Here is a 12,088-nt window from a genome sequence, read left to right as displayed (position 1 = left end):
AGCCAGATATGGGCGGAACGCGTCGGCCGTGTTGCGGCGAGAGTCGTCCACCGTGTGAAATGAGTCGAGCTGTCTGCTCGCGGTGCTGCGAGCACGGGCGTGTCAGACACGCCCTACGCTGCGGCTGGGGGACCGCGGTGTGTGACGGCGCTGAACAGCCGCTCAAAGACGTTGCTGAACCGCGGGCGGGCTGCAGCGATCTGCGGCCGCACCGAGATACCCCCGAGGGTGATGCACACGGGGGTGTACGCCTTGCGCAGCATACCCCTGAGGGAGAGGAAGGCGCGCTCGCCGCGGTGCAGGATCGCGATCGTGATGATCGCGGCGATCCCGTGCATCGCCCACATCGTCGTGTCGGCGGAGAGAGCGGGCGCGAGGCCGGGGGTGAGCCCCGCGGCGAACGATTCGAGTGCGAGCAGGTGAGCGGCGTGGGGGGAAACGGGGATGCCGCCCGACGCGAGGGGCGCGGATCCTGATCCTGCAGCGGAGATTCCCGCGAACGACCAGTGATATAGGAACTGCGCGAACGCAACCCCGAGACTCAGACGCCACACGGAACCGATCCGCCCGGCGAGCGCCGTACACAGCGGCAGTGCGATCACCCCGGTGACGATGATGGCGGGGAGCGTGATGCTGCCACCTGCGAGTCCGTGCGAGGCAGCCGCGAGAAGCGTGGCGATCGCTGCGCCCATACCACCGCGCGCGACACGATGGGCGCGCGAAAGTGGTGGTGCAGGATGCTTCACGGCTCCCAGTGTACCCGGCTTGCACGGTAGGCTTGGTACCTGTGTCAGACAGTGTAGAGAACCCAATTTCCCAGTCGGCCGTTGATGCCGCCGTTCAAGCGGCTCTCGCGGCGTTTGCGGCGGCGACGTCCGTCGCGGATCTGAAGGCCGCGCGGACCGCGCACGCGGGCGATGCTTCGGCGCTGTCGCAGCTCAACGCGCGCATGCGCGAGGTGCCCAAGGACGAAAAAGCGGCGACGGGCAAGCTCATGGGGCAAGCCCGCGGCCGTGTCGAGGGCGCGTATAAGGGGCGCGAGGCTGAACTGGCTAAGGCTGAGGCGGCGGCGCGGCTCGTGGCCGAAACCGTCGACGTCACCGCTGCCCCCGTGCGTCGCCGGGCAGGATCCCGCCACCCTCTCGCGCAGCTGCAAGACGAGGCCGCCGACATCTTCATCGGCATGGGCTGGGAGATCGCAGAGGGCCCGGAGATCGAGCACGAGTGGTTCAACTTCGATGCGCTCGGCTTCGATCCGGATCACCCCGCGCGCGCTATGCAAGACACGTTCTTTGTTGAGCCCGCCGACCGCCACCTGCTGCTGCGCACCCACACCTCGCCCGTGCAGATCCGTTCCCTGCTCGGCGATCAGCTGACCAACACCGAGCTGCCCGTGTACGTTGTCGCCCCAGGGCGTGTCTACCGCACCGATGAGCTCGACGCGACGCACACGCCCGTGTTCCACCAGATCGAGGGCATCGCGATCGACCGCGGGTTGACGATGGCGCACCTGCGCGGCACGCTTGAGCACTTCGCCCGCCAGATGTTTGGCGCTGAAGCGCAGATTCGACTGCGCCCCAACTTCTTCCCCTTCACCGAGCCGTCGGCCGAGATGGACGCGTGGCAGCCAAACGCAAAGGGTGGCGCACGCTGGGTCGAGTGGGGCGGCTGCGGCATGGTCGACCCGCGGGTGCTGCTCGCGGCGGGGATCGATCCCGATGAATATCAGGGCTTCGCGTTCGGCATGGGGATCGAGCGCACCCTGCAATTCCGCCACGACCTCAACGACATGCGTGACATGGTCGAGGGCGATGTACGTTTCAACTCGCAGTTCGGAGGCCTGGTCTAATGCGCGTACCACTCAGCTGGCTCGGTGAGTTCGTCTCACTGCCCGATGGCGTTCCGTTCGAGCGTGTCACCCCGGAGCAGGTGCACGCCGACCTCGTGCGCGTGGGCTTCGAAGAGGAGTCGATCCGCCGCTTCGATATCTCCGGGCCCATTGTGGTCGGTGAGGTGCTGACGCAGGATCCCGAGCCGCAGTCGAACGGCAAGACGATCAACTGGTGCACCGTGCGGGTGGCGCCGGAGGGCGCGCAGGCTGCCGACGGCGGCGAAGACGTGCGTGGCATCGTCTGCGGTGCACACAATTTTGGCCCCGGTGACAAGGTCGTGGTGACGCTGCCGGGCGCGGTGCTGCCCGGCGATTTCAGGATCGCGGCCCGCAAGACCTACGGTCACGTGTCTGACGGCATGATCGCCTCTGCGAAGGAGCTATCGCTCGGCGAGGACCACGACGGCATCATTGTGCTGTCGCGCCTCGGCTTCACGGGGGACGCCGAGCCCGAGGTTGGCACCGACGCACTTGCGCTGCTGGGGCTCGATCAGACGGCGGTTGAGATCAATGTGACGCCGGATCGCGGCTACGCGTTTTCGATCCGCGGCGTCGCACGCGAGTACGCCCACTCCACCGGCGCGACGTTCCGGGATCCCGCGCAGGCTGTGACCCCCGCGCCCGCGAGCGGCTTTGCCGTGACGATCGCCGATGACGCTCCGATTCGCGGGCGTGTCGGTGCGACCGGGTTCATTGCGCGTGTGGTGCGCGGCATCGATGCGACCCGCCCGACTCCCGCCTGGATGGTGGCGCGGCTGCAACTTGCCGGTATCCGCTCACTGTCGCTGCCCGTCGACATCTCGAACTACGTCATGCTTGAGCTCGGTTCGCCGCTGCACGCTTACGACCTGGCAAAGCTCTCCGGCGGCATCACGGTGCGCCGCGCGCTGCCCGGCGAGACGCTCGTCACGCTCGATGAGCAGGAGCGCACGCTGCACGTTGAGGATCTGGTGATCGCCGATGAATCCGGCGCGATTGGCATTGCCGGGGTGATGGGCGGGCAGTCCACCAAGACCACCGATGCCACCACCGATATGCTGATTGAGGCGGCGACGTTTGATCCCGTGTCGATCGCGCGCACCTCGCGCCGCCACAAGCTGCCGAGCGAGGCGTCGAAGCGTTTCGAACGCGGAGTTGATCCGCTGGTTGCTCGCGCGGCTGCGCAGCGCATGGTTGAGCTGCTGGTGTCGCTCGCGGGGGCACCGCCGATTCCCTCGGTGCTGATCTTGTGGCGCCCTGGGAGCCGACCGAGATCCGTCTGCCGCTCGACCGGGTGAATGGCCTCATGGGCGCCGACTACAGCGACGATGAGGCGCGCGCGGCCATCGAGATGATTGGCTGCGAGGTTGTGGCCGCGGGGGATCGCGTGCTGCGGGTGACGCCGCCGAGCTGGCGCAGCGATCTCACCCGCCCCGCAGACCTCATCGAAGAGGTTGCTCGCATCGTCGGCTACGAGCGTATTCCCTCGGTGCTGCCCGTGGCTCCGGCGGGCCGCGGACTGACGCGCTCGCAGCGCCTGTACCGTCGCGCGGCAAACGTGGTGACGGCCGCTGGACTGACCGAGGTGCAGAGCTACCCCTTTGTGACGCGCGCCCAGCTTGACGCGTTTGGCGGGGATTTTGCCGAAGCTGGTGCTGGTGCTGAGGCTGGTGCCGAGGCCGAAGTTGCCGCGATCCGCCTCGCCAATCCGCTCGATGGCGCTGCACCGTTCATGCGCCGCTCGCTGCTGCCCGGCCTCGTGGCCGCGGCGCAGCGTAACGTATCGCGAGGATCAACCGATCTGTCGCTCGTTGAGCTTGGTGCGGTGTACGTGCCCTTCGCAGACGCCGCAGAGCTTGGCACCGCCGAGGTGCCCCCGCTCGCAGAGAAGCCTTCAGACGACACGCTCGCCGCACTCGACGCGTCGATCCCGAAGCAGCCGCGCCGCGCCGCGGGCCTGCTGCTCGGTGACCTCGTTGCGAAGCAGCCAGGCGAGGCCGCGCGCGCCGCTGACTGGGCGGACGCGTTGGAGGCGGCGCGCACTCTCGCGGCCGCGGTGTCTGTTGAGTTGGTGGTGCGGCAGGGATCCCACCGTGCCTTCCACCCGGGGCGCACCGCCGAGCTGTGCGTGCGCGTGACGACGGACACGGACGCTGACGAGGGCGGTCTCGAGACCGTGGGCATTGCCGGTGAGCTGTTGCCGGAACTCGTGGCGGAGCATCACCTGCCCGGCCGCGCGGTCGCCTTCGAACTCAATCTTGACCGCCTGATCGAGCTTGCCCCGCGTGAGCCCGAGACGCGACCGCTGTCGAGCTACCCGGCTGCGACGCAGGATCTGACGCTCGTCGTCGATGCCGCGGTGCCCGCCGCTGACGTGCTTGACGTGGTGGTCGCGGGGGCGGGGGAGTTGCTGGAACGAGCTCGCATCGTCGATGACTATCGGGGTTCGGGGATCGCGGAGGGTACGAAAGCGCTGACCTTTGCGCTGCGGTTCCGGGCCGCTGACCGCACGCTGACCGCGGAAGAGGCGAGCGAGGCGCGTCTCGCGGGTGTCGCCGCGGCAGAACTCGCGTTCGGCGCGAAACTGCGCGACTAGCGGGCGGGCCCTTCACATGGCAATTGGCTCGACGATGGTGACGTTTGCCGTGCAGTTGGCGGACGTGGATCGCGGCGTGTACGACGAATTCACGCTGCGGCTCGCGCAGCACCCCTCGGAGACCGCCGAGTTTATGGTGACGCGGCTGCTCGCGTACTGCCTTGAATACGAGGAGGGCATCACCTTCGGTGGTGGCGTCTCAACGACCGATGAGCCTGCCGTGTTCGTCAAGGATCTGACCGGCAAGATGACGGCGTGGATCGAGGTCGGTGCGCCGGATGCGGCGCGGGTGCACGCGGGCAGCAAAGCGGCGGATCGCGCGGCGGTGTATACCCATCGTGATCCGGCGAAGCTGCTGGCCTCGTGGACGGGCAAGCCGCTGCACCGCGCCGATGAGCTTGTGGTGCGCAGTTTTGATATCGCGTTTGTGCGCGATGTTGCGTCGCGGCTTGAACGCCGCAACGACCTCAGCGTTTCGGTTACCGAGGGGCAGTTGTACCTCGAACTGAACGGTGCCTCCCTGACGGCGACGGTGGAGGAACACCGCGCAGCCTGAGGGCCTGTCGGATTCGCGTGTGTGGGCGCAGAGCGTCCGCCTCTCGCGCCTCGGGATCGCTCAGGGTTCAGTTGAGATATGACTCGCCGGTGGTGCGGATCACCTCTGGCCAAGCGGTCGCCCGCACCCCGAGAAGCTGTTCGGTTTCGCGCGAGTCAACGACGAACGGCATCTCGAATTGGTAGCTGCTGCGGATGACCTCCTTCACGTCTGGATTGACGAGGCCGGCGGCGTGCAGTGCTAAGGACGGCAGTCGTGCGGCTCGACCGTGTGAGCCAAAGGCGGAGTTAATGTCTGCGGCGATCTCGGAGCGGGAGCGTGTGGTGCTGGGAACCAGCCAGGATCGTCCCCAGAGATCGCGGTCGTCGGCGTCAGCTGCAGCGATGAGTGTTGCGGCAATGTCGGGCAGGTAGCTCCAGGCGTGCGGGATCTCTGGGTTACCGATGACCCGTGCGGTCTGTGAACGCATGATGGGGGCAAAGAACCGCTCGCCAACGTGAGTTGTCGAGGTTGCGTGGGGGCCGATGTAGTCGCTTGCCCGGACCTCGACGGCGGTGATCGATCCGCGATTGTGCGCCTCGAGAAGTTGGTGCCAGCCGTCCGCGCGGATCCGCCCTTTTCTTTCCACCGGGTTCATGGGGGAGTGCTCGGTCATCGGCATCGTGGCTTTGCCGTGCCCGTAGAGGTTGCCCATCATGACAATCCGAGAACCGCTCGTTTGGCTGGCGCTGATGAGCGAGCTGAAGATCGGGGGCCAGTCGGTGGGCCACCGACTGTAGCGCGGGTTGGTGCACACAAAGGTGGTCGCGGCGTGTGCTTGCGCTGCGGTGAGCTCCGCAGTGTTGCTCGCGTCGAGGGTGACGGCGTGAGCCCCGGGAAGGATCGTGCCGCTTCGGGTCGCGACGGTGACCTCGTCGCCACGGGCGAGCAACTGCGCGGCGACGGCACGTCCGATGAAGCCTGCGCCGAGAATGAGATGGTGGGGTGGAGTGTGTGGCACGATACCTGCTTTCATGTTGGGAGAGCGGTGCTCACTCAGTTTAACGAGGAGTGTGCGCTGTTGCAAGAGCAGTGCTCTCTGAGTTGTGTTTTGGTGTGGGGCATAATGGACGAAGTGCTACGACGGCGAATGCGGCAATAAGGGGTGAATGCGTGTGACTGATGCGGGCGAATCCGCGCAGCAGACCCCCCGCAAGATTGCGCGGGATCGCAAACAACAGGAACTCCTAGAGGTCGCACGGCGGCATCTGGGGGAGGTTGGCGCGGCCGGCCTGTCTCTGCGCGCCATTGCGCGTGAGTGTGGCCTCGTCTCCTCCGCGATCTATCGCTATTTCGTAAGCCGCGATGCGCTGCTGACGGTGCTGATTATTGAGGCGTATGACGCGCTCGGCCTACATGTGGAATCGGCGGAGGCGGGTGTTCCGCGCTCCGAGCTGGCGGCAAGATTTACGGCCGCCGCGCACGCTATGCGGGAGTGGGGTCAGAAGAATCCCCACCAGTATGCCCTGATCTTCGGATCCCCGGTTCCGGGTTACAGTGCGCCGCAAGACACTGTGGCCTCCGCCTCCCGAGTGGGCCTGGTGCTGTTTGCTGTGCTGCGTGACGCGTATCAGCAGGGGATTCGTCCCGCTGTCACGCCGAGTCTCACCGAGGCGGGACCGTCGGTTTCGCAGTTGCGTCAGGACTTTGGTTTGGATGTGCCCGACACACTGGTGCTGATGGGAGTAGAGGCATGGTCTCGCCTACACGGTGCGATAGCCTTTGAGATCTTTGGGCAGTTCAACAAGATGGTTTCGGCGCCCGGCAAGCTCTATAGCTTCATTATTGCGGAAGAGCTCACGCGTTTCGGTCTCGGGGCGGGATCGAAGTAGGTTCGAGCGCCGGTGAGCGTGAGTGCTCTCGTCGTGCCACGATCGCGCCGTGCGGACGGGACCCCACATCGCTTCGGGTTACCGATTCGGTCGGGGTGAATCCCGCGCGCATGAGTCTCTGCGAGAGCGCAGGCGTTGACCAGTAGTAGGCGGGCGTCACGGCGTGTTCAAAGGGGGCCTCGAGGGTTCCTGCAAAAAAGCCAATGAGGAGGGAGCCTCCCGGTCGAATGGCGCGAGCAAACTCCGCGAGAGCGCGATCAATGACCGCTGGTGGGGTGTGGATGAGCGAGTACCAGGCCAGTATTCCAGCCAGGCTCGCGGTTGCGACACCGAGGTTCTCAGCCTGACCCACACCGTACCTGCTCTCGGGTAGTGAATGCGCGCCTGTGTAATAAACGCTTGGGAGGGGTCGATGCCTCGAATGCTAATTCCAGCTCTGCGCAAAAAGTCAGTCCACTGCCCGGGACCGCACCCCACATCGAGAATCGGCCCCTCAATACTCTGGGCCCACTGCAGAATGTGCTCGCGGTCTTGTGCTGCAGCGTGTTCAATCTTTCCGACTGCCTCAGTGTATTACGTGGCTCTCGCGGAATAGGCGCCCGCGACCTGCCCAAGGCTTATGTACTCGAGGTCAGTTGGCGGGTCAGTCATTGAGGTTGCGCCAGCCGAGGGCGCTTGCCGCGTGTTGATCGAAGGTCACCGTTTCGGTCACCCCGAAGAGGCCCATTGCGCCCTCAATGAGCGCGTCCGCGAAGTCTGCACCCTCCTCGGCGAGGATGATCGCCCGCATCACTCCCTCCCCGTCATCGAACTCAATCACCGGGGAGCGTGCGAGCTGACCGATGATGGCCAGGCAGGTGGCTTTGGGGAGCTTCTGGCTCTTTGCGAGTACCCAGTACGTTTCTGCGAGGGTTACTTGTGTGATGAATCCAGGGTTCGATGGCGACAATGAGGCGAAAAACTCCTTGGCGACAGCGTACTGCTTGGCGTCGTCTTTGAGGAGGTACCGCAGCAGGACATTGGTATCGATTCCAGTGAGGGATTCGTTGAGTATTGTCATCCGAGCCTCGCCGGGTTCATGCCACGCATTCCGCTCTCGGCGCCGCCGTCCGCGATAGCCTCATTCATCTCCTCGATAGACATTGTGGGACGAGTTGGATCGTACAGAATGCCCGCGAGGTCTTCGATGGAGCTGTTGCGCGCCATGATGCGATACTGGCCAGCCCCGACCTTAATGATCATCACTTGTGACCCGGTGTCGAGCTCGAGGTCTCTGCGAATTTCTTGGGGGATCGTGATCTGGCCTTTGCTTGACAGTGTGGCGACTGGCATGATGCCTCCTTGGTTCTGGATTCCATGGTACCCTACGTCGAAAATTTTCGACAGAGACATTTTCTACTTACTTATTCGGTTTCTCCTTACTTTTGGTCGTCGTGGGCGACAGGATCCCGAAGCGCATGTGTGACCCGGCATCGCCCGCTCATGACCCTTGCGTTCGGTCTCCGGGTGGGCGGATACTGAACGCATAGCGGCGTCCGCGCAAAGGAGAAGATCATGCAGAACATCGTCACAAACATCTGGTGCAACGGTAATGCTGAAGCGGTCGGTCAGTTTTATGCGAGCGTGTTTCCGAATACGCGCAGTTGGGTGGAGTCTCGATACCCACACGAGGGGCTGCTCGATTTTCAGCAGTCGCTCGCAGGCGAACCGCTCACGGTCGCCGTTGACCTGGACGGGATGCGGTTGACCCTCATCAACGCTGGCCCTGAATTCACACCGAACCCTTCGATCTCGCTGATGCTCAATTTTGATCCGATCCTCTTCGGCGACGATGCCATGGCGGCGAGGGCGCAACTCGACGCGGTGTGGGCCGCGTTCCTTGACGGTGGCACGGTCCTGATGCCGCTACAGGAATACCCCTTCAGTCCGCGATTCGGGTGGGTGCAGGACCGCTACGGTGTGACGTGGCAGCTGATCTTGAGCGATGCCTCGGGGGAGGTGCGGCCCTTTGTAATGCCGTCGCTGTTGTTTGGTGGGCCGGTGCAGGATCGCGCGGCGGAAGCCGTGGACTATTACATACAGGTCTTCCCCGATGCAGAGTTGGGAATGCGTGTGCCCTACGAGGTTGACTCGGGGCCGCGGCGGCGGGCGCGGTGATGTTTAGCGATTTTCGGATCGGCGAGCAATGGTTCACGGCAATGGACACCGTCGTCGAACAAGACTTCAGCTTCACCTGCGGCATGTCCCTTGAGGTAGCCTGCGCGGATCAAGCCGAGATCGACCGGTTGTGGGGCGCGCTGTCCGCCGTGCCGGAGGCAGAGCAGTGCGGGTGGCTCGCAGACAAGTTCGGTGTGAGCTGGCAGATCGTGCCCGCGAACATGGGGGAGCTGATGGAGCGGCCGAACGCGTTTCAACACCTTCTCGAGATGAAGAAAATTGTGATCGCGGAGATCTAAGCCTCGCGCGACTCGCCCTGATGGGCCCGCTCTTCGAACCTTTCAATACTCGCTCACAGGCCCCAAAATTCGTTGAAATTACGGGAGTTATCCCTAGGTGTTCCATGCGCTCCAATGGGAGAATTGAGGCATGGAATTCTTCGCCGACGTCGCATCACGGGTCCAGTCGATCCGTGATTTGGTGGGCGTGGTTGAGGATCCAGCGGTGCTGCCCGCGGCCGTTGACCACCTGAATGATGCGGAGGTCGTGACCCTGCTTGATCTTGCCTCGGGCCTTGGTCAGTTGGCAGAGCGCTTGCGCACGGCAGCGGCTGGTGTGGTCGCACAACGCTCGCGCAGGGCCGAGGGGCATTCGGGGCTGGCGCAGTCCCGCGGTCACCGCAATGCCGTGGCGTTGGTGCAGCAACTGGCCCGGGTGAGTCGTGCTGAGGCTGCGCGGCAGGTTCGAGTGGGCGAATCTTTGTTTGATGTGCCGGAGTCCTCGGGTGCTTCGGGTGTCTCGGGTGTCCCTGGTGTGTCGGGTGCTTCGGGTGCGCCGGGTGTGGGGGAAGGAATCGGCGGAGGGGATCATGCTGAGTCGGCAGATCTTGGTGGGCAGGTCGATCCCAGCCGCGGTGATTCCAATGGCGGTGCCGAGAACCCGCAGCGCCAGCCGTGGCACGCGCCGCTCATGAGCGCGCTGCTCACGGGGACGATCTCCGCGACGCAGCACGATGCAATCGCCCGCGGCCTCGGTGAACCGCCACTCGGGAGCGATCGTGCGAGCAGTGCTGAGCACGAGGCGGCATGGTCGCTCGCGGCAGCAGATCTGATTCGTGAAGCCGAACGGGTGACCGTCGAGGAACTTGCGAAGTCAGCGCGGTCGATCCGCGACCTGCTCGATCCCGTCGGCGCGGAGCAGCGCTATCTCGCGCGGCACGAGGCGAGGTCCTTTCGCATGTGGACCGACCGCGAGGGCATTACGCGAGGCAGCATCGTGTTTGACGATCTTTCTGCCGCGTGGGTGCGCTCCGCGTTTGACGCTGCGATGCGCCCGCGGCGGGGTGGCCCCAGGTTCGTGGATCCCGCGGAACGCGCGAAGGCTCAGGATCTCATGAACGACCCTCGCACCAATGATCAGCTCGCCTTTGACCTGTTCCTCGATGTGATGCGCGCGGGCACGCTGGCCGACGCTGAGACGGTCTTTGGGGTCCGACAGCCCGGTGTGCGGCTCGTGCGGATCCTCCCAGAAGCGACGGCGAGTGCAGCGTTCACCGAGGACGACACGCAGGTGATTCCAGCCTGGGTGGCTTCTCAACAGGCGTGCACGGTCGGCACCCTAACCGTCACCACAGATCACATCGGGAATCCCCTCAACCTCGGTCGAAGATCCCGACTGTACACTTCCCAGCAGCGCGTCGCGCTCGCGATTCGAGATGGAGGCTGCCGCTGGCGCGACTGCGACAGGCCCGCCTCGTATTGCGAAGCGCATCACATCGACTCCTGGAGCAAAGACGGCGGCCGAACCGATATCGACCGTGGAATCTTGCTGTGCCGCTTCCACCATATGCAACTGCACCACGGTGGCTGGCGGATCACCCGGAATGATCTTGATGACTTCGTGCTGCACGACCCCGGCGGGCACCAGTTTGCGCTCCCGAGGCGGCTGGCGCAGAAGTACGCCTGGTCGGGTATTGCGCCGCCGCCCAAGCGCTTCGCTGCTGCTGCTGCTGGATCAGTTCCCTCCGGGGTGTTTCCCGGAGAAAGCTCGGCGGTCGCGGCCTGAGTGCTCGCCGTGGCGCAGGTAGTCCCGTGCGCTGGTGTCTGGCGGGCGCTGTGGGGGGTAGATTAGGGCGTATGAATGAGAATCCTGGTGGAGGAGACAGCAGCGCGGTTCCGGCCGGCTGGTACCCGGACGACGCTGGCGGCCAACGGTGGTGGGACGGTCAGCAGTGGACGGAACACTACGCTCCCGCTGAACAAGCGGTTCAAACGCAGCTGCAGGATCCGGCGACGGACGCCCTGCAGCTGCAGGATCCGGCGGCGCACGCCCCGCAGGTTCAGGATCCGGCTGCGCAGGCCCCGCGCCGCAAGATGCCGCGGACGACAAAAATCGTGTTGATCGCCGCCGTCGCCACGGTTGCGGCGCTCGGCGTCGCCACCGCAGCCACCGTGCCGCTCCTGCTGAGCTCCAACAATGATCAACCCACCTCAACGGAGGCCGCGAAGCCAGCTCCCACCCAGAAACCCGACACCAGCGACGAAGAAGAGTATTCGACCCCTGATTTCAATGCGCTGTTCGAAGAACGCGATCAGTTTATGCAGGATCAGCAACAGCCCATCGACGGCTCACTGCTGGCCGCAAAGACCCCCGCGCAGCAGGCCTTTGTTGCGGAAGCGCGTGCCCAAGTTGAACAAAACGGCGGCGTGTGGGATGTGCAAACCGAGTCGATTGCCCTTGCCCTTGCCCTCGACGCCTGTGAGGGTTCGATCCTGAACGGCCACACCATGACGGTAGAAACCGTTCGTCTGCACGCGGCGACAAGCCCGCTAATCGGGGTTGTGGCCGGCAGCGGAACTGAAGCGCAACGCACAGAAATTGTGGCCGGACTCATGAAGTTGGTGGTCACCGGCACCTCGCACCTGTGCCCGGCTGACTCGGCGCAGTGGTCGAGTGCGGTGGGATCGATCGGGAGCGACTGGTAGATCCTCGGGTCGGCAGCTGCCACCGCGCACCCAGGTCACCGATTTGTATACATA

Annotated in this window: 12 protein-coding genes and 2 pseudogenes; 8 read left to right on the top strand and 6 right to left on the bottom strand. The window is 64.7% G+C overall.

Annotated features, from left to right (window positions below):
* Window positions 1-113 precede the first annotated feature (113 nt).
* The gene (locus tag G7067_RS11505; protein WP_166324480.1) at window positions 114-746 is read right to left on the bottom strand and encodes a hypothetical protein; all 633 of its coding nucleotides are present in this window, start codon (window positions 744-746) and stop codon (window positions 114-116) included.
* Between the two features lie 41 nt (window positions 747-787).
* On the opposite strand from G7067_RS11505, the gene pheS reads away from it, so the two are divergent.
* The 3 genes and pseudogenes from pheS to G7067_RS11490 all read left to right on the top strand — a co-directional run bounded on the left by pheS (window position 788) and on the right by G7067_RS11490 (window position 5,022).
* Window positions 788-1,849, top strand: coding sequence for a phenylalanine--tRNA ligase subunit alpha (gene pheS / locus G7067_RS11500; protein WP_205881139.1), 1,062 nt, complete (start codon window positions 788-790; stop codon window positions 1,847-1,849).
* Window positions 1,849-4,466: pseudogene (pheT, locus tag G7067_RS11495) on the top strand (phenylalanine--tRNA ligase subunit beta). The gene pheS and the pseudogene pheT overlap by 1 nt, the downstream one beginning before the upstream one ends.
* A gap of 16 nt (window positions 4,467-4,482) precedes the next feature.
* Entirely contained in the window at window positions 4,483-5,022 is a 540-nt protein-coding gene (locus G7067_RS11490; protein WP_166324474.1) for a YaeQ family protein, read from the top strand.
* Window positions 5,023-5,089: 67 nt separating this feature from the next.
* Here the strand turns inward: G7067_RS11490 and G7067_RS11485 are convergent, their stop codons facing one another.
* Complete coding sequence (locus tag G7067_RS11485) at window positions 5,090-6,022, bottom strand: NAD-dependent epimerase/dehydratase family protein (protein WP_166324471.1); 933 nt, start codon at window positions 6,020-6,022, stop codon at window positions 5,090-5,092.
* A gap of 154 nt (window positions 6,023-6,176) precedes the next feature.
* Here G7067_RS11485 and G7067_RS11480 point away from each other — a divergent pair, with 154 nt between their 5' ends.
* Window positions 6,177-6,893 carry a TetR/AcrR family transcriptional regulator gene (locus G7067_RS11480; protein ID WP_205881138.1) on the top strand — a complete coding sequence of 239 codons (717 nt, stop codon included), beginning with the start codon at window positions 6,177-6,179 and terminating at the stop codon, window positions 6,891-6,893.
* Here the strand turns inward: G7067_RS11480 and G7067_RS14460 are convergent.
* The 4 genes and pseudogenes from G7067_RS14460 to G7067_RS11465 form a co-directional block, all read right to left on the bottom strand.
* A complete protein-coding gene (locus G7067_RS14460) occupies window positions 6,859-7,245 on the bottom strand; it encodes a class I SAM-dependent methyltransferase (protein ID WP_244301369.1) in 387 nt (128 codons plus the stop codon). The genes G7067_RS11480 and G7067_RS14460 overlap by 35 nt on opposite strands.
* A gap of 53 nt (window positions 7,246-7,298) precedes the next feature.
* Window positions 7,299-7,370 (bottom strand): annotated as a pseudogene (locus tag G7067_RS14455) (SAM-dependent methyltransferase); the annotation flags it as partial.
* 166 nt (window positions 7,371-7,536) lie between these two features.
* Window positions 7,537-7,953 carry a PIN domain-containing protein gene (locus G7067_RS11470; protein WP_166324465.1) on the bottom strand — a complete coding sequence of 139 codons (417 nt, stop codon included), beginning with the start codon at window positions 7,951-7,953 and terminating at the stop codon, window positions 7,537-7,539.
* Window positions 7,950-8,225: an AbrB/MazE/SpoVT family DNA-binding domain-containing protein gene (locus tag G7067_RS11465; RefSeq protein WP_244301100.1), complete on the bottom strand. Its 276-nt coding sequence runs from the start codon at window positions 8,223-8,225 to the stop codon at window positions 7,950-7,952. The genes G7067_RS11470 and G7067_RS11465 overlap by 4 nt, the downstream gene beginning before the upstream one ends.
* A 222-nt stretch (window positions 8,226-8,447) precedes the next feature.
* Here G7067_RS11465 and G7067_RS11460 point away from each other — a divergent pair, with 222 nt between their 5' ends.
* The 4 genes from G7067_RS11460 (at window position 8,448) to G7067_RS11450 (ending at window position 12,034) form a co-directional block, all read left to right on the top strand.
* Window positions 8,448-9,050, top strand: coding sequence for a VOC family protein (locus G7067_RS11460; RefSeq protein WP_341872831.1), 603 nt, complete (start codon window positions 8,448-8,450; stop codon window positions 9,048-9,050).
* Window positions 9,050-9,349 carry a VOC family protein gene (locus G7067_RS14980; RefSeq protein WP_341872830.1) on the top strand — a complete coding sequence of 100 codons (300 nt, stop codon included), beginning with the start codon at window positions 9,050-9,052 and terminating at the stop codon, window positions 9,347-9,349. The genes G7067_RS11460 and G7067_RS14980 overlap by 1 nt, the downstream gene beginning before the upstream one ends.
* A gap of 130 nt (window positions 9,350-9,479) precedes the next feature.
* Window positions 9,480-11,114, top strand: a complete 1,635-nt coding sequence (locus tag G7067_RS11455) for an HNH endonuclease signature motif containing protein (protein ID WP_166324462.1) — start codon at window positions 9,480-9,482, stop codon at window positions 11,112-11,114.
* A gap of 71 nt (window positions 11,115-11,185) precedes the next feature.
* A complete protein-coding gene (locus G7067_RS11450; protein ID WP_166324459.1) occupies window positions 11,186-12,034 on the top strand; it encodes a DUF2510 domain-containing protein in 849 nt (282 codons plus the stop codon).
* The last annotated feature ends 54 nt before the right edge of the window (window positions 12,035-12,088 follow it).

Source organism: Leucobacter insecticola (assembly GCF_011382965.1).
Taxonomy (GTDB): domain Bacteria; phylum Actinomycetota; class Actinomycetes; order Actinomycetales; family Microbacteriaceae; genus Leucobacter; species Leucobacter insecticola.
This window is presented reverse-complemented; position numbering and strand designations above follow the sequence as displayed.